The following is a 20,304-nucleotide window of genomic DNA, read 5'->3' as shown; positions in this document are numbered from 1 at the left end:
TTTAGGTCGGATTAACTGCATGGCTTGGCGGTCGAGAGTAAGCGCGGGTGAGGGAGGATTCTCCAAGATCGATTGCATCCAAGGCCGCCCTCACCCACCCGAACCCCACCCGCTCCTGTTCCAACCGCAAGCCGCGGCGGATGCGGTTGTCCCGCAGATCATTGAACAAGGCCGTCTCCGCATCGGTGAGTCGCGGCAGGTCGTGCCTGACCTGGTCGCCCTCCTCCCCCCACAGGGCCTCGTGGGCCATCAGGGTTGGGCGATCCATCAGGAAGGATTCCACTTGAGCAAAGCGGCTGCGCAACTGATCGAGGATGGCGAAGCCGTGGGTATCGATGTCGCCCCAATAGTGGATGGCACAGCGGGCGAGCCAGTCGGCCCCGGCGAGCGCCTCCCAGCCATAGCCGGCGCCGAAGATGACGAGTGAGTCCGCGGCGGGCGGGAAGGCCAGAAAGTTGGTCTCGTTCTCAGTGATGAACAGGCGCCGCACCGGCACCTCCAACCGTGCGAAGCTCTCGGCATCGAGCGTCACATCCGGCAGGGTCGGACCCGGCAGCAGGGCGAGCCCTGCATCGAGCACGCGAAAGCGGATACGGGCCGGCTTGTCGAGAAAGCCATAGCGAGCGGCGAACTGGCCGATGCCGGTTCGCTCGGCCGCGATGGCCGCGGGCGGCAATACCAGGTCGAGCAACTCGGTGAGGACCCCGCGGTGTGCCTCGATGAACTTGCTGTGGACCCCCGCGATGTCCACCTGCCGCAGGTAGATGCCGGGCCGCCGATGCTCGGCCAGCCAGTCCACCACGGCGAGCAGGTGCCGCCACTGCCCGGCCAACTCGATGGCCTGCAGGGGCCGCTTGCCAACCCAGTCGAGCAGGCGCGGCTGCCGGGCGCGCGTGAGCGCCAGCAACTCGGCGAAACGATCGGCCTCGCTGCGTCTGCCGATCAGGGCCAGGGCGGCGTCGAGTGTTTCGACCCAGATGGACTGGGGCAGGCGCTGGGACCCCAGGACCCGATGATTGACCTCGCGCCACTCGATTCGGCACTGGGGGACGGCGATCAACTCGGCAATCCAGACGCGCACGGACTCGAAGCGTTCGGCCAGCTCGGTCGAGCCGGGGACCTTCAGGGTCAGCCGCAGCGGGAACCGCGGCTCGCCGGTGATGAGCGGACGCAGCAGTTCACCGCGCTCCCAGAGGCGGCGCAGTTGCGCCTTCAGGTCGGCGGGGGTCGTCCAGCTCATACCGCGAGTTCGGCCTTGCGCGCCCGGTACTCCGCAATCGACAGGTTGCGCAGCTTGGAGGCCCGGCCGCCCTCGTTGTGGACGAAGCCCACGCTGGCGACATAGGGCTCGATGATGTGGATCTTCTGCAGCGGGGTGACGATCAGCAGTTGCAGGTTGAGTTGTTGAAAGAGCTTGAGCCCATACTGGGTCGATTCGTCCGAACCCCGGCCGAAGGCCTCGTCGATGACCACGAAACGGAACGAGCGCGAACGCACCGCCCCCCATTCCAGCCCGAATTGATAGGCCAGGCTCGCCGCCAGGATGGTATAGGCGAGCTTTTCCTTCTGGCCGCCGGACTTGCCGCCGGAGTCCGAATAGTGCTCATGCTCGGTCCCGTCCTCGCGCCAACGCTCGCTGGCGGCGAACAGGAACCAGTTGCGCACATCGGTTACCTTGGCGGTCCAGCGCCGGTCCTGTTCCGAGGTGCCCTCGCGTCCGCGGAAGCGGTCGATGATGGCCTTGACCTGCAGGAACTTGGCTTCCGAATACTGCGCGTCCTCGGAGCCGGTCAGTGCCCCTTCGGTGCAGGCGCGCAGGTCGCCCTGAAAGTCCCGGATCTCGGTATCGGGGCTGATCTGGGATTCCAGCACGATATAGCGCCCCGGATTGTAATCGATCTGGGTGAGCGACTCATTGATACGGGCCAGGCGTTCGCGGATGGTCTCGCGCTCGCGCGCGAGCTGCGCATTGAAGTTGGCGATCTCGTTGATCGTATTGACGTTCAGGAGCTCCTTGAAGCGTTCCTCGAAACGCGGCAGATCGTCCCGGCCCAACTGATCCAGGAGCTTGCGATACTCGAATGCGGCCTCCAGACTGGCATCGAACTCGGCGGTCTCGAGCCGGTAGGCGTCCTTGAAGGCCGACATTGCCTTGATGATTCGCTCGGCCAACCGGGAGAGCGCTCGGGCCTCGGTGTCCATGCGCTGCTGCAGGCCGTCACGCAGGTCACGCTCACGGTTGTCGCACGACTCAATGGCAAGCTGGTGCTCGCCCAACACCTGCGCACGCAGTCCCGTCAGCCGCAGACGCAGCGCCTCGTCAATCCCGACGGCCAATGCGGCGGTCTGTAAACGCAGCGCCGCGGCGGTCTCTTGGCGGGTTTCCACACTGCCCAGTTCCTTGTCCAGTGCCGACAAGCCCGCCTCGCTCGCACTCAAGGCCGTCTGGGCCGCGGCAAGCTGGGACGCGAGTTCGCGCAGGAGGTCGCTGGCAGCCTCCAGACGCGCCCGCTCGTCTTGCAGGCGCGCGATGGTCGTCGCGCAGGTCGGCCAGTCGAGATCACGAAAGGTGTCGAATTCATGCAGGGCTGCCAGGGTCTCGAGTAGCCGACGCAACTGTGACTGTTCGGCCTGCGCCTTGGCAATGGAGGCCCCGATCCCGCCGAGCCGTGTCTCGAGCCCCTGCTGCTGCACCTGAAGTGCCGCGATCTTGGCCGCGTTGCTCCAGCCCAGCACATAGCGGCCCCGGTCATCGAGCCGGTGACGATCGTCCTTCTCGTGACGCTCCCCCGGCGTCTTGACCTGACCGCTGCGGGTCAGGGCGCGGGTTTCGCGGCGAAACTGTTCCGGGGTGGCGCAACAGGCATAGTCGAAGCGCCGCGCGAGCTCAGGCTCCAGCCAGTCATAGAAGGCCGAATCCGAGCGAATGGCGAGTTGACGGACCAATGAATCGCGGTGCAATGGCTGGGCGTCGGCGGTTCTGCCGGGACGCACCCGAAAATACACCAGGCGCCCGGCCAGATGGGTGCGATCCACCCAGTCGGCGACCTGCGGATACTGCGCATCCGGCACCAGGAGCGACAGGGCGAAGTTGTGCAGAACCCGTTCGATCGCGCCTTCCCAGTCGCGCGCCTCCTCGCGCACCTGGAGCAGTTCACCGGCAAAGGGCATGGCCTCGGCGTCGAGCCCCAGTGCAGTGCAGATGGCCGAGCGCATCGCCACCTGCGAGGACGGGATATTGCTTTGCCGGGCCTTGAGGCTGGCGATCTCATCAATGAGCGTCTGGTGCTCGCGGCGGCCCTCGCGCAGCGACACGCCCCATTCGGTGAGTTGATTCTGCACGTCGCTTTCCTGCCGGCTGAGATCCTCGCGCCGTTGCGCCAATCGATGCCGCTGGGTCGCGAAAGTGGCCTCCTCGACGGTCGGTGACTCACCGATGGCCGCGAGCAGTTCGGCATGGCGCTGGGCACGTTGTCGGCGGCGGTCACGCTCGCGTTCCTGATCCCGGCACTGGATGGCCAACTGCTCCAGGCGGTCGCCGCCGTTGTCCGCGACCGCACCTTTGAGCCGATCCAGTTCGGCGCGCTCCTGATCGCGTTGCTCGGCGCGCCGCGTCTTCTGCGCCGTGAGGCGCGCCTGATCCTCGGTCAGCAGTTGCAGCCGCCGGTCCAACAGCTCGAGTTTCAATTCCGCGAAATAGGGTCGCAGGGCCTCGCGGCAGGCGCGCAGGTCCTCGAGTTCGGCCGCCTGTACGCGGTGGCGGTCACAATCGGCGACCAGCGGGTTGAGCAGTTCCACCTGATGCTTGGCCTTGAGCACGGCCTCGTGCGCCCGGTTGAGGTCGTCGAAGTGGGTGATCAGGGCCGCGATGCGGGGGCCTACGTCGAAGGGCTCCAGCATGTGACTGCGCACGAAGTCGGTGAGGTTGCCGACCGACTTCATCGAGACGGTCTGGAGAAAGAGGTCCAGGGCCTGTTCGTTGTCGATGCCGAAGCGGCGCCTGAACCAGGCACCGTACGCGGGAAAACTGTCCTCGATCTCGGCGCCCAGGCGGCGCAGCTTCTTACGCAATTGGGCGATGTCGGTCCCGAACCGCGTAAAATCCGCGGCAATCGACAGGTCGCGCTCCGCACCGACGAAGAAGCGCGCCGGCTGACCCTGCGCCTCCTTCATCCAGAACACCTGGGCCAGCGTCACCGTCTGGTCATAGCCCGCGTTGTGGAAGACACCCAGAATGACCGAATAGCTGTTGTGATCGCGCAGCGCCACCGGCTTGGCTGTTCCGGTCACCTCGTTGCGTTCCGACTTGTAGTGCCCAAGCACATAGGAGCGCAGCGTTCGCTCCTTGCTGTCCGCCCCAGCGGCCTTGTTGAAGGCGATACGTTGCACCGGCACCAGCAGGGTGGTGATGGCGTCCACCAGGGTCGACTTACCGGAGCCGATATCACCGGTCAGCAGGCAGTTCTTGCCGTCGAGGTGCAGGGTCCACAGGCGTTCATCGAAGGTGCCCCAGTTGAAGACCTCGAGCCGCTGAAGGCGAAAGCCCGCCAGGGTATCGTCAGCGACGAAATCCAGATCCAGGGTCAAGGGCTCATTCATCATCAGTCGCGTCCGCCGCCCCCGCGAGCTGGGCCTGATAGTCGGCCAGCCGCGCGTCGAAGTCCGCCAGCCATTGGGCATCGACAAAGGCCTTGAGGATGCGCCGCACCTCGAAGCCGGACGGGCTGCCGGCCGCCTTCAGGCGGCGCACGAATCCCAGTTCGATGACCTTGTTCAGGTGCGTATCGATCTGGTCGATGAGCCTGGCCTCGTTGCTGCTGTCGGGCAGGAACACCCGCACCAGTTCGACGATGTCCTCGCGCGTCAGCACCAGCCTGGTATCGCCCCCACCGGCATCGGACTCGGCCAGCTTCTTGCGCAGCAGGGCCAGCAACAGACTGACGGGGAATGACAGGGGCCGCCGCGCGACCAGGCGGGGCAGTTTCACCGGGGCCTCGTCCTCGGCCGTCTCGGGGCGGCTCTTCAGGAAGGCATAGCCCTCGGCCTCGTCGAGCACCAGGTCGAGGCCCAGGATCGCAACATAATCGCGCACCCGGGCCTGCAGGTTGAGCAGGCCGCCCCACAGGCGCTCGTCACCCTCGCGATAGATCACCCCCTTGAGCAGGGTGATCGCGAGCGCCGACAGGTCCACGCCGGTACCGACCGGGGTTGGTTCTTCCATCGCCTCACCTCACAAAGATGACGCGCGGCAGCCGGGCGCGCCTTTCAATCGGTTCGCCGCCGCTCGTCACGGCCTGCCAGACGATCAGTTCCTGGGTGTCCTCATCGACCGCGATCTTGAATGACTCGCTGCCCAACTGCAGATAGGCCACCAGTTCCGCCAGGCCCTGCTGCAAGGGCTGGGTCTGCGTCAGTTCGCGTAGCGTGACTTGCGCCCGATCCTGCAAGGCGTGGCGGATATGGCGGGCAAGCCGGGCGCGGTCGACCACGATTTGATCGTAAAGCCCGGCCGCATCGCAATCGGAATCGCCCGCCTCCGGGACGATATCCGCGATCAGCGGCCGCCGGGCCGGCGTGAACAGGGGCCGCTCCAGGGGCAATTCGACCGTGGCGGCAGATTCCGCGATACTCACCAGCTCGCCTGGGGGCGGGGTGTCGCGCAACGCCAGGGCCTTGGCCTCGATACCGTGCAGGATATCCATGATGCGACGGTTTTCAAGCCATGCCTGGTCGTCCAAAAAGCGCCGTAGTTGCTGCGAGAGCTGCGCCACGGTGCGTTGGGTATGCTCGCCGGCCTCCAGCCAGTCGTAGTGGACCCGCCTGGTGCGCGGGTCCGGCTTCAATTGGGCCACCGGCGGCAGGTCCAGGACCCGCGCCAGCAGTTCGGTCAATTCCTCCTGCCGGCTGCTGGACATCAGAAAGTCCCAGAAGGCGCGGAAGCTGCGCCCCTGGTCGGAGTCGGCGATCGCATCGCGCTCACCCATGATCTCCTCCAGCAGCGCCCCCTTGGCACCCTCCCAGAGCGCAATACGCTCACGCACCCGCCGATCCAGCAGGCGGAAGTTGTATTCCACCTCACGAAAGTCACTCAGCAGGTCGCGGGCCAGTTGGGTGAACTGCTGGAAGCGATCCTTGACCGCGGTGTCGTCCAACAGCGGCAGATCGCCCGCCGCGACCCGGGCGATCTCGGCGTCGAGCGCGTCGCGTCGCTGATGCAGGTCGGCGATGCGCTTGGCCGGGTCCGACTCGCTCCCCTCGGACATCTGCTTGAGTAAGGCAAACAGCGTCAACAGGCGCGACTCGGTACCGACGAAGGCGCGTTCGGTCAGGGTGGCAAGCCAGGCGATGGCCTTCTCGGTCGCCGGTGTCAGGTCGAATTGCGGCTCGTCCGAGCCCTGGGCGTAGAACTTGCGCAGCCAGCCCTTGTCGGGACTGGCCCAGTCATTCAGGTAGCTGAGCGCGGACTTCGGGAAGGCGTCCGCGCCCAGGCGCACGCGCAGTTCGTACAACGCGTCCTCGAGCGCCTCGGCCAGATCGGCCGCCGCCATTACCCGCACGTTCGGCGCGATGAACACACGCGCCAGAAAGCTCGCCACCAGCGGGGCATGGTCAGAGCGCAACAGCCGCCAGCCGGGGTGGTGGGTGCGCAGGGTGTCGAGGGTGTCGAAGTCCATGGATGTCTCAAGTGCGTTGCCGACCCCATCATACTGGACCGCAACCTCTTAGTAACGAGTCAAGAAAAAGTTGAACATGGCCGCAATCGTTGTCGTTGTCGGTTTCGTTTTCGAAATCCGACAAGCGAGGCCATCTGGCGTGCGAGAGAAACAGGGGCGCTACGACAACCACGAATACGACCACAACAACGACAACCCGCTCCCGCGTCGCGTTCAGTGGACCTCACCATTGCCAAGCAGCGCCTTGGCCGAACCCGACAGGCGGTTGCCCTTGAGCACGGCGCCGGTCACGGCCTCGTTGACAACCAGAAACGAATGGTAGTCCCCATCGACCCGAAAGCGGTTGTTCTCGACCAGGATCTCGGGCGTCGGATGCTTCACGCCCTCCTTGCCGATGACGATCGCGCCGGTGTGGTTCTCGCTCTTCGGACCCTTCTCAATGGTACAACCGCGCACCACCACCGCCCCGCCGTTGGGCGCCTCGATCTGGTAGCTCGAGGTACCATCGGGCCCGTCCTGAAGGTCGCTGTCGATCACCTCTGTACGCATTGCGCGCGACTTGATATGGTGCCCTTCGCGCGTTTGGAAGAACCTGGAGCGCTCGACGCGCACCAAGTCGATAGGGCCGGCATAGATCCCGTGCCCGCACGGCGAGCAGATGCCGTTGAGTACGAATTCGCTGTCGCGCACCAGCAGCCAGCCGTGCACATCCGTATTGACCAGGATCCCGTTCTCATTGTCGATGAAGCGCACCCCCTCGACGGTGAGATTGTCGGCCTGCATACGGATACCAGCCCCATTCCTGCTCGGCACGCGCGCGCCGGTCAGGGTCAGGTTGCGTATCGTGATGCCGGTGCCATCCGTGAGGAACAGCCCTTTGCCGCCGCAGGACTGGTCGGCGATCACCGTGTCCTGCGCCCGCCCCGTCCCCGTGATGACCAGGTTATTCGCCTTCCACACCGCGCAGTCGACATACCGGCCCGGCGCGATCCGGATCAGGTCGCCGTCCTGCGCCTGCGCGGCCGCGGCGGAGGGCAGTTGGAATGGCTTGTCAGGCCCCACCTCCAGCGTCCGGGCCGCGACGGGCCCGGCACCGCCAAGACACAGCAGCAGCGCGGCGCGGCCGAGATGCGCTCGCAACACACGCCCGAGAGTGGGATTATTCATGATGGATCCTTAAGCGATAAAGTGTAGACAGCGGGCGGTTGGAACCTCGCTCGGGGAATCGGCTTCCCCCATCCTGCTCGCGCTGGATCAGTAGCGCGGCCGGGTCGAACCGGTAGAGCAGGCGTTGCGCGACTGCAGAGGCTCCGGGTCCTCGCGTTCGGGCTCGGCCTCCGGTAGCATGTTGGATCATTGCGAGCCTTGGTCAGGTTATCACAACAGGGCGAGATAGGCCGACTTCGCAGGCACCCTGGACACCCCCGAGCCCCCGCGGGTCAACCTCGGGGGGTTGCACCCGAGGTTCCAAGGGCGAGGGCCTGACGACGGGTGCTGACCCCGAGCGTCCGGACAGGTGTTGGGTTCCAACTGCACGAGCGGCGAGACCACGCAGAGGCCAAGCGCGACGATCCGACGGGCAACGCCGTCGAGCGCTCGGCACGGACCGGGGGGCGGCGGACAAGCCGATCAGTGCCATGGCCATAGCCATCCAGCCGGGCGCAGCCAGCGACGATCTCGACGACGCCGAAGTGTGCTACGCTCCCGCGTTCGGCAGCGCCAAGGACCCGGTCAACTATGCCGGGATGGTCGCCGCGGAGATCCTGCCCGGCGACCTGCCGATCAGTCGGTGGGATGGCGGCCGGGAATGGGGTTTTTGCTCGATTGCATCGCTGGCCAGCTCTACCGGGACCTCGAGGACCCCAAGGACCGGTATGAAACCCGGTCCCGACCTACACACGTTCGAGTTGGAGATACACTGATGGCGGAGCCGCTACACCCGGCCGCAACGCACCACTTGCCCGCCTTCGTCACGGCGCCGGGGGAGACCGACGTACTGTTCGTGGTGATGGCCATTTTCGTGCTGCTCGCCGTGATCGGCATCGGGATCTTTTACTTCAAGCTCCATGCGCTTCCGGAGCAGATGGCGCATCGCGGGCAGAAGGTGCAGATGGAGATCGTCGCGGTGCTGGCGCTGCTGGCGCTCTTCACCCACAACCACGCCTTCTGGATCGCCGGGCTGTTGCTCGCCCTCCTGCCCATGCCGGACTTCATGACCCCGCTGGTATCGATCGCCCGTTCGCTCGACCGGATGGCCGGCGGCGCCGAGCCCCCGGCGCCGGCTCCGGTTAAGGCCGCGGTCCCGGAGGCGCCGCCACCGGGCACGGCCCCGCCTACCGAGCCGCGGGAGGTTTAAGCCATGGTCGAGCTATTCCTCTGTTCGATGCTAACCATCCTGCCGGACTTCCTCTATCGCCGCTTCGTACAGGGCAAGCGGCTGGGGCACGAGATCAATCTGTTCACCGTCTGGTTCGAGCTGCGCTGGGGGATCACCCTCTGCCTGCTGCTGACACTCAGCCTGATCACCACCATCTTCTACTTTCATCCCGCGACCAAGTCCGCCAACTCGATGTTTCGCACCGTGACCATCATGCCGGAGAAGGTCGGCCGGGTGGCCGAGACCTTCGTCGAACTCAACGAACGGGTGAAGGCCGGGCAACCCTTGTTCCGGCTGGACAGCACCGAGCAGGAGGCGGCGGCGGCCACGGCCCAACGCAAGATCGCTGAGGTCGAGGCCGCCATGGTCGGGGCCAAGTCCCAGTTGGCGGAGGCGGATGCGCGGGTCGTCCAGGCGCGCGCCGCGCTCAAGCAGGCCGTCGACGAACTCGCGGCCCGGGAGCAAGTGCAGCGCCGCAGCCCCGGATCGGTTGCGGTGCGCGATATCGAGCGGATGCGCGTGCAGGTCGACACCCAGGAGGGTGCCGTCGAGGCCGCGGTGGCGGCCCGCACCGGCACCCTGTCGGAGCTTGAGGACAAGCTCCCGGCGGAGAAGGCGAGCGCCGAGGCGGCGCTCCGCGAGGCCCAGGTGGACCTCAAGAAGACCCTGGTCGTGGCCGGGACCGACGGCATCTTGCAACAGTTCGCGCTGCGGCCGGGCGACGTGGTCAACCCGATGGTCAAACCGGCCGGCATCCTGGTGCCGGAGCGCCGCGCCACCGGCCTGGTGGCCGGGTTCGGGCAGATCGAGGCGCAGGTGATGAAGGTGGGCATGATCGGCGAGGTCACCTGCATCGCCATGCCCTGGCGGATCGTCCCGGTGGTCGTGACCGAGGTCCAGAATGTCATCGCCTCCGGCCAAGTGCGCCAGACCGACCAACTGCTCGATGTCCAGCAGATGGCCGTCCCCGGCACCATTACGGTCATCATGGAGCCGCTCTACCCGGGTCAGCTCGACGCCCTGCCGCAGGGCGGCAGTTGTATCGCCAACGCCTATACCAGCAATTACGAGGCGCTGCAGTCCAACGATATCGGCGCGCTGCACCGCTTCGGGCTGCACGCCATCGATACGGTCGGCCTCGTGCACGCGATGATCCTGCGCATCCAGGCCCTGCTGCTGCCGATGCAGGTGCTGGTCTTCGGCGGGCATTGACGATGGCACGACGCGCGCCGGCCCTGCGGTCGGCGCGCGTCGTGCATACTCCGATTCAACCGTTGCCCGCGGCGCCGGGCCAGCGTCACGCTCCTGTGGAATCCATACGATGTTGTTGAGACCCGCCGAGGTCGCCGCCGGACTGCTGGCCGCCCTACTGATCGGCGGCTGCGCCACCAGCGCGCGCCAACTGATGCCGACCCCGACCCTGTACCAACTGCCAGGCGGCCAGCCGGTCTTCGATCTACCCAAGGAGGCGCGCCGCAGCCCGGACCTGGATCTCCTCTACATCACCGACCGGGCACCGCCGACGGCCGCGGAACTGGCAGCGCAGGACACGGACCAGGGCCCGTTGACCTACGGCCAAGACCGCGCCCGGCGCATCGCCTTCGGCTCCGCCCAGGTCCGCGTGGTGCCGGGGCTGGACTGGGAGACCATGACGCAGCAAAGCCAACTGGCCAAGCGTACGCGCCAGGTCGATCTGGAACTGGGTCAGGTGCGGGAGCTGGGGGCCTTCCCCATTGAGCCCTATCGTTTGCACCGGGCAGAGAACGGGAAGCTGCTGCGGGATCGTGCCGAGCTGGCGAGCCACTACGAGGCCAAGGGTAGGCTCCAGGGTGAGGTCCAGCGCCGGCTCGCCGCCGCACCCAAGAAGGAAGTCCTGCTCTACGTGCACGGCTTCAACGAGACCTTCGCCACCGCGGCCTATACCGCCGCAGAGCTCTGCCACTTCCTCGGCCGGGAGCAGGTATGCGCCTTCTTCACCTGGCCGGCCTCCGCCAGCGGCAACTTCTTGACCTCCTACACCAGCACCACCGAGTCCGCTGACTTCGCGGTGGAGCATCTCAAGAAGAGCCTGCGCATGCTCGCGACGACCCCCGGGGTGGAGAGGGTGCAGATCCTGGCCCACAGCCGCGGCACCGCGCTGACCCTCAAGGCGGTGCGCGAGCTGGGGCTCGAGGCGATCGCCGCCGGCAAGGAGCCGGTCGATCTGTACAAGATCGACAACCTGGTGCTGCTCTCCCCGGACATCGATCTGGACATCGCCGCCCAGCAGCTTACCGGTTTTCTCTCCGATCCCGACCTGGTCACGGTGTGGCCCGAGGGCAAGCTGCCGCGTGTCCTGAAGGGCCGGCTGACCATCTACACGGCGCCCGACGACCGGGCGCTGCGGGTCTCGCAGATCCTGTTCCGCAGCCGCAACCGGGTGGGCCAGATGCGGCCCGAGGACATCCCCGAGAAGGGTCAGCGCTACATGGAGGCATTGGGACGCATGGACATGATCTCTTACCTGGGCAAGCGCACCGATTTCTTCGGGCACTCGTATTTCACCAGTAATCCGCAGGTCAGCTCGGACCTGATTCAGCTTGTGCGTTACCGCAAGAAGCTGGGCGAGCCCGGGCGGCAGCTCGTCAAGACCGGGCCTATCACCTGGACGTTCCCATCCGTATCGGAGTCTTTAGACAGATGAAAATCCATTCTCTTGTCGCACTGTTGCTCGTGCTCGCACCCCCGCTCGCGAGCGCCGAGCTCTTCGACAGCCTGAAAGAAGGCACGGCGAAGGCCGCGAAAGCGGTCGGCGATACGGCCAAGGGTGCGGTGGATACCGCCGGGGCGGCGGCGGGCAAGGCCGCTGGCGCAGTCAAGGGCACGGTGGATTCGACCAAGAAGAGTCTGAGCGACGAGGCCACGCCCGCGGCGACCCGGGCCAAACTTGATACGATGGCCAAGACCACGCTGCGGCGGCTGTTTGCTCAGGAGCCGGGCAGTCGCGCCTTGTTCAAGCGGAGCGCCGGCTATGCGGTTTTCGACAAACGGGAGGCGAGCTTCTACGTCGTCGCGGGCTACGGGCGCGGAGTCGCGGTCGACGCCAAGTCCGGCTCGCGTGTTTACATGAAGATGGCGACCACCGGCGCGGGCTTGAGCGTTGGACTCGGCGGCTTCGCCTCCCAGCTCGTGATCCTGTTCGAGGACCGCGCCAGCTTCGATTCATTCGTTGCCAAGGGCCTGGACGCATCGGCCGCGGTGGGCGCCATGGCGGGCGATGAAAAGAAGCAGGTCGGGCTGCGCTTCACCGACGGCAAGGCGGTGTTCGTGTTGACCGGCAAGGGATGGAAGGTCGCAGCCAAGCTGACCGGTTCCCGCTACTGGCCGGACGAAACGCTCAACGGGCGCTGAACGGTCGAGCGCGATGGTCTTCGCCCTCGTATCGCGGCTGCTCGCGGCTCCGATCTCTGTGCCCACCAACGGCAGGGGCGGGGCGAGAACTCGGTTGACCAAACAGTGAGGAGTGCATACGGTGGGAGCTAACGCTTCACAGGGCGGCCTGCCCGTCCTCGACTGGATCCGCGGTTACCGCGGTGAGTGGCTGCGCCCTGATCTCGTCGCCGGTTTGACCACCGCGGCGGTGGTCGTCCCCAAGGCCATGGCCTATGCCACGGTCGCCGGGCTGCCGGTCGAGGTGGGTCTCTACACCGCCTTCATCCCCATGGTGATCTACGCGATCCTGGGGACCTCGCGGCCATTGAGCGTCAGCACCACCACCACGCTGGCGATCCTGACCGGGACCCAACTCGCGTTGGTGGTGCCGGGCGGGGATGCGGCGGGGCTGCTGACTGCCTCCGCGACCCTTGCCCTCCTGGTCGGGGTCATGCTGATCCTGGCCGCGATCCTGCGCCTGGGGGTCGTTGCCAGCTTCATCTCCGAGCCGGTGCTGACCGGCTTCAAGGCGGGGGTGGGGCTCATCATCGTGCTGGATCAGGTGCCGAAGCTACTCGGCATCCATTTCGACAAGGGCTCGTTCCTGCAAAACCTGCTCGCGCTCGTTCACCATCTGCCTGAGACCTCGCTGGCGACGCTTGCGGTCGGCGCCGCGATGCTGATCCTCCTGGTGGGGATCGAGCGGTTCGCCCCGCGCGCCCCGGCACCGCTGGTCGCCGTCGCACTCGGTATTGCCGCCTCGGGCCTGCTGTCGCTGCAGAGTCTTGGCGTAGAGACGGTGGGCCACATCCCCCAAGGGCTGCCGCCCTTCACCGCGCCGAGCCTGGGGCTGGTCGAGCAGCTCTGGCCCGGCGCACTCGGCATCGCCCTGATGAGCTTCACCGAGTCCATCGCCGCGGCGCGGGCCTTCGCGGGGCGCGGCGAGCCGCGCCCCGCGCCGAACCGGGAGTTGCTGGCCACGGGCCTCGGCAATGTCGTCGGCGGTTTCTTCAGCTGCATGCCCGCGGGCGGCGGCACCTCGCAGACGGCGGTGAATCGGCGCGCCGGGGCCCGCACCCAGATCGCGGGGTTGACGACGGCCGCGGTCGCCGTGGCGACCCTGGTCCTGCTCGCACCGCTGATGGGGCTGATGCCGCAGGCGACCCTGGCGGCCGTGGTGATCGTGTACTCGATCGGCCTGATCCAGCCGACGGAGTTCCGTGACATCCTGCGGATCAGGCGCATGGAGTTCCTCTGGGCGCTGACGGCCGGTGCCGGGGTGGTGCTGCTCGGGACGCTCAAGGGGATCGCGGTGGCGATCATCGTCTCATTGGTCGCCCTAGCCTATCAGGCCGCCCACCCCCGCCTCTACGTCCTCGGTCGCAAGCCCGGCACCGACGTGTTTCGCCCAAGGTCTGATGACCATCCAGAGGATGAGAGCGTCCCCGGGCTGCTGCTCGTGCGCCCTGAGGGACAGATCTTCTTCGCCAACGCCCAGCGCATCGGCGAGCAGCTGTGGGCACTCATTGATGCCACCGCGCCACGGGTCGTGGCGCTCGACTTCAGCGCGGTGCCCGACATCGAATACTCGGCGCTCAAAATGCTGATCGAGGGCGAGGAGCTGCTGCGCAGCCGCGGCGGCCTGCTCTGGCTGGTGGCGCTCAATCCGCAGGCGCTCGGTATGGTTCAGCGCTCGCCGCTCGGCGCGACGCTGGGTCGCGAGCGGATGCTGTTCAATCTGCCGACGGCCGTGGAGCGTTACCGCTCGCAGGCGGGCGCGTCGGACCAACCCCAGGAGATGAATCCGTGAAGTCCAAGCCACCCAAGACACCGACCAAAAAGGCACCGGTGGAGATCGAGAAGGCGCAGCCCGACGGAACGCAGACCCCAGAGAAGCTGAAACCGAAACAGTACGATGCCGCGCTGGCGGGGCTGCATGCCGAGTTGGTGAAGCTCCAGCAGTGGGTCGTTCACCGGGGCCTCAAGGTCTGCATCGTCTTTGAAGGGCGCGACGGGGCGGGCAAGGGCGGCACTATCAAGGCGATCACCGAGCGCGTGAGCCCGCGGGTCTTTCGGGTCGTTGCGCTCCCCGCGCCGACGGACCGCGAGAAGAGCCAGATGTATGTGCAGCGCTACATGGCGCACTTCCCGGCCGCCGGCGAGGTCGTGATCTTCGATCGCAGTTGGTACAACCGGGCCGGCGTGGAGCGGGTCATGGGTTTCTGCACCGATGACCAGGCGGAGCGATTCCTGACCCTGGTCCCGGCGGTCGAGCAGGCGATGGTGGATTCCGGGATCATCCTGCTCAAATACTGGCTGGAGGTCACCCCCGAGGAGCAGACACGCCGACTTTCCGCGCGGATCGAGGACGGGCGCAAGGTTTGGAAGCTCACGCCGATGGATCTCAAGTCCTACAGCCGCTGGTATGACTACTCCCGGGCGCGCGACGCGATGTTTGCGGCCACCGATACCGCGTTTGCACCCTGGTATGTGGCCAGGTCGGACGACAAGAAGCGTGCACGGCTTAATATCATCACCCATCTGCTCGACCAGATCCCTTATGAGGAGTTGCCGCGGGACCGGGTGGAGTTGCCGCAGCGCCAGAAGCCCCACGACTATCGGGAACCTGATTATCCCTTCAAGTTCATCGCGGAAACCTATTGATTCGACATTCCCTGAGTGACCACCGGCGCGGTACCGAGCGCCGGCGCTTCCGGTATGATAATCGCCGGCGCATGAGCGAACTCAACGAGCCCCTAACTTGAGCATACCTTCATGAGACTGAAAATACCGAACGGGCGCATGGCGATCACCACACTGATCGGGCTGCTCGCCCTGCTATGCGTCCAGGGTTGCACCACCTTGACCCGCCAACCGGCCGTTCCGCCAGGGTTGCAGGCTCAGGCACAGATCCCGGGAATGGCGAATATCCGGTACCGCATCGGCAACCCACAGGATCAGGTGGCGATGGCCCGCGAAGCGGCGGAGTCCGTCACCCGCGAGCAAGCCTACCTGGCCAGCCAGGGTCACCGTGGCCCGCTGCCGCCGGCCGTCTTCCTCGCGATCTCCGGCGGCGGTGACGACGGCGCCTTCGGTGCCGGGCTGCTCAATGGCTGGACCCTCGCCGGCAACCGGCCCGCGTTCAAGCTGGTCACCGGCATCAGCACCGGGGCACTGACCGCACCCTTCGCCTTTGCGGGGCCGACCTACGACGCCACGCTGAAGCAGGTTTATACGACGATTTCCGCCAAGGACATCGCCCAACCGCGCAACCTCATCGTGGCGCTGACCGGCGACGCCATGGCCGACAATGCCCCCCTGTGGAAGCTGATCGCCCGGCATGTCGATCGGGCGTTCCTGGATGTCATCGCCGCCGAATATGCCAAGGGGCGCCTGCTCCTGGTCGGGACCACGGATCTCGATGCGCGCCGCGGGGTCATCTGGAACCTGAGTAAGCTGGCGGTGAGCCGCGATCCCAAGGCGCTGGAACTGTTTCGCACCCTGATGGTGGCCTCCGCCGCCATCCCCGGCGCCTTTCCCCCGACCATGATCGATGTCGAGGTCGACGGCCGCCGCTATCAGGAGATGCATGTGGACGGCGGTGCCACGGCACAGGTGTTCGTCTACCCCGCCTCGCTCGATATCAGGGCGGGGGCGCGCAAACTTGGCATCCAGCAGCGCGCGCGGCGGGCCTATATCATCCGCAACAGTCGGCTGGACCCGGAATGGGCGCAGGTGGATCGCAGCACCATGACCATCGCCGGACGGGCGATCTCCTCGCTGATCCAGACCCAGGGGATCGGCGATCTCTTTCGCATTTATCTCACCACCCAACGCGATGGTGTCGACTTCAACCTGGCCTACATCCCGGACAGTTTTACGGCGCAGCGCAAGGAGGATTTCGATACCCAGTATATGCGCAAGCTCTTTGCCCTGGGCTACGAGATGGCGGCCAAGGGTTACCCCTGGCAGAAGACACCGCCGGGCTTTGCTCTCAAGAGCAACACGGCGCAACGCTGAGATGATGCAAGTCCAGTAGATACGGCTGCGATCGAAACTGATGTGGTGACCGCGATCCCGGGTACGCGGTCGTTGTCGTTGTCGTTGTCGTAATCGTGGTCGGATTATTCGATTACGACAACGATTACGATTCCTATTACGATTACGACACCTACAACGACAACGTACCATCTGCTCCTGCTCAGATGTACTTGACATCCAGCATCTCCAACTCCCGCTTGCCCCCGGGGGCATCGACCACGCCGACGTCGCCCTCGCTCTTGCCGATCAGGGCGCGGGCGATGGGGGAACTGATAGAGATCATGCCCTGCTTGAGATCCGCCTCGTCGTCGCCGACGATCTGGAAGCTGCGCTCCTCGTCCTTTTCGACCTCCAGGACCAGGACGGTGGCGCCGAAGACGACGCGCCCGGTGGCCGGGAGCTTGGTGACGTCGATGATCTGGGCATTGGAGAGCTTGCCGTCCAGGTCCTTGATGCGGCCCTCGATGAAACTCTGCTGTTCGCGGGCGGCGTGGTATTCGGCGTTCTCCTTGAGGTCGCCGTGGGCGCGCGCCTCGGCGATCGCCTCGATGACCCGCGGGCGCTCGATGCGCTTGAGGCGCTCCAGTTCCTCACGCAGTTTCTCGGCGCCGCGGGCGGTGAGAGGTACCTTGCTCATTCGTGGAGTCCTCAGTGAAGGTCCTGGAGCCGATTGACACTCAGGATGTCGAGTTGCTTCAACGCCAGGCAGGTGGCCTCGGCCCCGGCGATGGTGGTGGTGTAACTGACCTTGTGCTGGAGTGCGGCGCGGCGGATGGCGGAGGAGTCGGCAATCGCCTGGGCGCCCTCGGTGGTATTGACGATGAAGCTCACCTCGCGGTTCTTGATCATGTCGACCACATGGGGCCGACCCTCCATGACCTTGTTGACGATCACGCAGGGCAGCCCGGCCTCGTGCACCGAGATGGCCGTGCCGCGGGTGGCGTAGAGGCTGAAGCCCAGGGCCAGCAGGTCGCGGGCGACCCGGATCAGGCGCGGCCGGTCCGCGGTGCGCACGCTGAGCATCGCCTTGCCCTTGACCGGCAACAGGGTGCCGGCCCCCTCCTGGGCCTTGGCATAGGCCTCGCCGAAGGACTCGCCGACCCCCATTACCTCGCCGGTGGACTTCATCTCCGGCCCCAGCACCGTATCCACCCCGGGGAACTTGATGAAGGGGAAGACGGCCTCCTTGACGAAGTAGTGTTTGGGCCGGACTTCCCGCGTGCATCCTTGTGCCGCCAATGAGGTGCCGACCATACAGCGGGCCGCGACCTTGGCCAGGGCCAACCCGATGGCCTTGGAGACGAAGGGCACGGTGCGCGAGGCGCGCGGGTTGACCTCCAGGATATAGATATCGTCACCCTTGATGGCGAATTGGGCGTTCATCAGCCCCACCACGTTGAGCCCGTGGGCCATCTGGGCCATCTGCACGCGCATCCGGTCCTGGGTGGATTGCGACAGGGTGTAGGGCGGCAGCGAGCAGGCCGAGTCACCCGAATGCACCCCGGCCTGCTCGATATGCTCCATGATGCCGCCGATCAGCACGTCCTTGCCGTCGCAGATGGCATCGACATCGACCTCGATGGCGTCTTCCAGGAAGCGGTCCAGGAGCACCGGTGACTCATTGGAGACGCGCACCGCGTACTTCATATAACGGGCCAACTCGATCTCATCGAAGACGATTTCCATCGCCCGCCCGCCCAGGACATAGGACGGGCGCACCACCAGCGGATAGCCGATGGCGGCGGCCTTGGCCACCGCCTCCGCCTCGCTGCGGGCGGTGGCGTTGGGCGGCTGCATCAGCCCCAGTTGGTGGATCAACTGCTGGAAGCGCTCGCGGTCCTCGGCCCGATCGATGGCGTCCGGGGTGGTACCGATGATGGGCACCCCGTTGGCCTCCAGGGCCCGGGCGAGCTTGAGCGGGGTCTGACCGCCGTACTGGACGATGACACCGAGCGGCTTCTCCTTGTCCACGATCTCCAGTACGTCCTCCAGGGTCAGGGGCTCGAAATAGAGCCGGTCGGAGGTATCATAATCGGTCGAGACGGTCTCCGGGTTGCAGTTGACCATGATGGTCTCATAGCCGTCCTCGCGCAGTGCCAGGGCGGCGTGGACGCAGCAATAGTCGAACTCGATCCCCTGACCGATGCGATTCGGACCGCCGCCCAGCACCATGATTTTCTGCCGGTCGGTGGGCTGCGCCTCGCACTCCTCCTCATAGGTGGAGTAGAGGTAGGCGGTGCTGGAGGCGAACTCGGCGGCGCAGGTGTCGACTCGCTTATAGACGGGGCGCACCCCGAGTGAATGGCGCAGTTCCCGGATCTCCTGCTCGGTGGCGGCGGTCAGGCGCGCCAGGCGGCGATCGGAGAAGCCCTGGCGCTTCAGTGCATAGAGTCGCTGCGCGTCCAGTGCCGCCACACCGGCCTGGCGGACCTGAGCCTCGGTCTCGACCAGGTCATGAATCTGGGCCAGGAACCAGGGGTCGATCTGACACAGTGAATAGATCTCCCGGCAGTCCATCCCGGCGCGGAAGGCGTCCGCCAGATAGAAGATGCGCTCGGACCCGGCCTGGCGCAACTCGTGCTTGATCGTATTGCGGGCCTCCGGGTGCTTGAGGTCGACGACCTCGTCGAGCCCATAGCGGTCCGTCTCCAGCCCGCGCAGGGCCTTTTGCAGCGATTCCTGGAAGGTGCGCCCGATGGCCATCACCTCCCCTACCGATTTCATCTGGGTGGTAAGCCGCGGATTGGCCTGGGGGAACTTCTCAAAGGCGAAGCGCGGGATCTTGGTGACCACATAGTCGATCGACGGCTCGAACGAGGCCGGCGTCGCCCCACCGGTGATGTCATTGCGCAGTTCATCGAGCGTATAGCCCACCGCGAGTTTGGCCGCGACCTTGGCAATGGGAAACCCCGTCGCCTTGGAGGCCAGGGCCGAGGAGCGCGAGACGCGCGGATTCATCTCGATGATGATCATGCGCCCGTCGTCGGGATTGATGGCGAACTGGACGTTGGAGCCGCCCGTATCCACCCCGATCTCACGCAGCACCTTGAGCGAGGCGTCGCGCATGATCTGGTATTCCTTGTCGGTCAGGGTCTGGGCCGGGGCGACCGTGATGGAGTCCCCGGTATGCACCCCCATCGGGTCGAAGTTCTCGATGGAGCAGATGATGATGCAATTGTCGGTGTGGTCGCGGACCACCTCCATCTCGTATTCCTTCCAACCCAGGGCCGACTCCTCGATCAACAGCTCGTGGGTCGGCGACAGGTCCAGTCCGCGGCGGCAGATCTCCTCGAACTCCTCCTCATTGTAGGCGATCCCGCCGCCGCTCCCGCCCATGGTGAAGGAGGGCCGGATGATGGACGGGTAGCCGATGGAGGCCTGGACCTGGATCGCCTCCTCCAGGCTGTGGGCGATGGCCGAGCGGGGCATGTCGAGCCCGATCTTGCGCATCGCCTTGCGAAACAGGTCGCGGTCCTCGGCCTTGTCGATGGCCTCGCGCGAGGCGCCGATCAGTTCCACCCCGAAGCGCTCCAGCACGCCCCGGCGCACCAGGTCGAGCGCGCAGTTGAGCGCCGTCTGCCCGCCCATGGTGGGCAGCAGCGCGTCGGGGCGCTCTTTCTCGATGATGGCGGCCACCGCGCGCCAGGTGACCGGCTCGATATAGGTGGCGTCGGCCATCTCCGGGTCGGTCATGATGGTGGCCGGATTGCTGTTCACCAGGATGACCCGAAAGCCCTCCTCGCGCAGCGCCTTGCAGGCCTGGGCGCCGGAGTAATCGAACTCGCAGGCCTGGCCGATGAC

The 20,304-nt window shown here is 65.9% G+C and carries 15 protein-coding genes; 8 read left to right on the top strand and 7 right to left on the bottom strand.

The features are described from left to right. Window position 1: 1 nt before the first annotated feature. The 5 genes from QZY48_RS23890 to QZY48_RS23870 form a co-directional block, all read right to left on the bottom strand. Window positions 2-1,240, bottom strand: a complete 1,239-nt coding sequence (locus QZY48_RS23890; protein WP_295435779.1) for a DUF3322 domain-containing protein — start codon at window positions 1,238-1,240, stop codon at window positions 2-4. Further along, a complete protein-coding gene (locus tag QZY48_RS23885) occupies window positions 1,237-4,599 on the bottom strand; it encodes an ATP-binding protein (RefSeq protein WP_295435778.1) in 3,363 nt (1,120 codons plus the stop codon). The genes QZY48_RS23890 and QZY48_RS23885 overlap by 4 nt, the downstream gene beginning before the upstream one ends. After that, on the bottom strand, window positions 4,592-5,221 hold the full coding sequence (locus QZY48_RS23880) for a DUF4194 domain-containing protein (RefSeq protein WP_295435776.1): 630 nt from the start codon (window positions 5,219-5,221) through the stop codon (window positions 4,592-4,594). The genes QZY48_RS23885 and QZY48_RS23880 overlap by 8 nt, the downstream gene beginning before the upstream one ends. 4 nt (window positions 5,222-5,225) lie before the next feature. Further along, entirely contained in the window at window positions 5,226-6,674 is a 1,449-nt protein-coding gene (locus tag QZY48_RS23875) for a DUF3375 domain-containing protein (protein WP_295435774.1), read from the bottom strand. A 213-nt stretch (window positions 6,675-6,887) separates the two neighbouring features. Further along, window positions 6,888-7,841, bottom strand: coding sequence for a hypothetical protein (locus QZY48_RS23870; protein ID WP_295435773.1), 954 nt, complete (start codon window positions 7,839-7,841; stop codon window positions 6,888-6,890). A 470-nt stretch (window positions 7,842-8,311) separates the two neighbouring features. Here QZY48_RS23870 and QZY48_RS23865 point away from each other — a divergent pair, with 470 nt between their 5' ends. From QZY48_RS23865 to QZY48_RS23830, 8 genes are all read left to right on the top strand, one after another. Beyond that, complete coding sequence (locus QZY48_RS23865; protein WP_295435771.1) at window positions 8,312-8,596, top strand: hypothetical protein; 285 nt, start codon at window positions 8,312-8,314, stop codon at window positions 8,594-8,596. After that, on the top strand, window positions 8,596-9,030 hold the full coding sequence (locus QZY48_RS23860) for a hypothetical protein (protein WP_295435769.1): 435 nt from the start codon (window positions 8,596-8,598) through the stop codon (window positions 9,028-9,030). The genes QZY48_RS23865 and QZY48_RS23860 overlap by 1 nt, the downstream gene beginning before the upstream one ends. A gap of 3 nt (window positions 9,031-9,033) precedes the next feature. Continuing rightward, window positions 9,034-10,263, top strand: a complete 1,230-nt coding sequence (locus tag QZY48_RS23855) for a biotin/lipoyl-binding protein (protein ID WP_295435768.1) — start codon at window positions 9,034-9,036, stop codon at window positions 10,261-10,263. Window positions 10,264-10,372: 109 nt separating this feature from the next. Continuing rightward, window positions 10,373-11,734 (top strand): alpha/beta hydrolase, encoded by a 1,362-nt coding sequence (locus tag QZY48_RS23850; protein WP_295435766.1) that lies wholly within the window; start codon window positions 10,373-10,375, stop codon window positions 11,732-11,734. After that, a complete protein-coding gene (locus QZY48_RS23845; RefSeq protein WP_295435765.1) occupies window positions 11,731-12,441 on the top strand; it encodes a hypothetical protein in 711 nt (236 codons plus the stop codon). Before QZY48_RS23850 ends, QZY48_RS23845 begins: the two co-directional genes overlap by 4 nt. A 121-nt stretch (window positions 12,442-12,562) precedes the next feature. Then, a complete protein-coding gene (locus QZY48_RS23840; protein WP_295435763.1) occupies window positions 12,563-14,272 on the top strand; it encodes a SulP family inorganic anion transporter in 1,710 nt (569 codons plus the stop codon). Beyond that, window positions 14,269-15,126, top strand: a complete 858-nt coding sequence (ppk2, locus tag QZY48_RS23835) for a polyphosphate kinase 2 (protein WP_295435761.1) — start codon at window positions 14,269-14,271, stop codon at window positions 15,124-15,126. Before QZY48_RS23840 ends, ppk2 begins: the two co-directional genes overlap by 4 nt. A 111-nt stretch (window positions 15,127-15,237) precedes the next feature. Continuing rightward, entirely contained in the window at window positions 15,238-16,482 is a 1,245-nt protein-coding gene (locus QZY48_RS23830) for a patatin-like phospholipase family protein (protein WP_295435759.1), read from the top strand. 181 nt (window positions 16,483-16,663) lie between these two features. Here QZY48_RS23830 and greA read toward each other — a convergent pair whose 3' ends face one another. Both greA and carB read right to left on the bottom strand, forming a co-directional pair. Next, window positions 16,664-17,140, bottom strand: coding sequence for a transcription elongation factor GreA (gene greA / locus QZY48_RS23825; RefSeq protein ID WP_295435757.1), 477 nt, complete (start codon window positions 17,138-17,140; stop codon window positions 16,664-16,666). 11 nt (window positions 17,141-17,151) lie between these two features. Next, window positions 17,152-20,304 (bottom strand): carbamoyl-phosphate synthase large subunit (gene carB / locus QZY48_RS23820; RefSeq protein ID WP_295435755.1); only part of this gene is annotated, 3,153 nt, incomplete at its 5' end.

The sequence above is a fragment of the uncultured Thiodictyon sp. genome (assembly GCF_903828115.1).
Classification (GTDB): Bacteria; Pseudomonadota; Gammaproteobacteria; order Chromatiales; family Chromatiaceae; genus Thiodictyon.
This window is presented reverse-complemented; position numbering and strand designations above follow the sequence as displayed.

Bases quoted from the DNA above. Each gene is read 5' to 3' on its own strand.
- QZY48_RS23890 (WP_295435779.1), bottom strand. From the start codon at position 1,240: ATGAGCTGGACGACCCCCGCCGACCTGAAGGCGCAACTGCGCCGCCTC.
- QZY48_RS23885 (WP_295435778.1), bottom strand. From the start codon at position 4,599: ATGAATGAGCCCTTGACCCTGGATCTGGATTTCGTCGCTGACGATACC.
- QZY48_RS23880 (WP_295435776.1), bottom strand. From the start codon at position 5,221: ATGGAAGAACCAACCCCGGTCGGTACCGGCGTGGACCTGTCGGCGCTC.
- QZY48_RS23875 (WP_295435774.1), bottom strand. From the start codon at position 6,674: ATGGACTTCGACACCCTCGACACCCTGCGCACCCACCACCCCGGCTGG.
- QZY48_RS23870 (WP_295435773.1), bottom strand. From the start codon at position 7,841: ATGAATAATCCCACTCTCGGGCGTGTGTTGCGAGCGCATCTCGGCCGC.
- QZY48_RS23865 (WP_295435771.1), top strand. From the start codon at position 8,312: ATGGCCATAGCCATCCAGCCGGGCGCAGCCAGCGACGATCTCGACGAC.
- QZY48_RS23860 (WP_295435769.1), top strand. From the start codon at position 8,596: ATGGCGGAGCCGCTACACCCGGCCGCAACGCACCACTTGCCCGCCTTC.
- QZY48_RS23855 (WP_295435768.1), top strand. From the start codon at position 9,034: ATGGTCGAGCTATTCCTCTGTTCGATGCTAACCATCCTGCCGGACTTC.
- QZY48_RS23850 (WP_295435766.1), top strand. From the start codon at position 10,373: ATGTTGTTGAGACCCGCCGAGGTCGCCGCCGGACTGCTGGCCGCCCTA.
- QZY48_RS23845 (WP_295435765.1), top strand. From the start codon at position 11,731: ATGAAAATCCATTCTCTTGTCGCACTGTTGCTCGTGCTCGCACCCCCG.
- QZY48_RS23830 (WP_295435759.1), top strand. From the start codon at position 15,238: ATGAGACTGAAAATACCGAACGGGCGCATGGCGATCACCACACTGATC.
- greA (WP_295435757.1), bottom strand. From the start codon at position 17,140: ATGAGCAAGGTACCTCTCACCGCCCGCGGCGCCGAGAAACTGCGTGAG.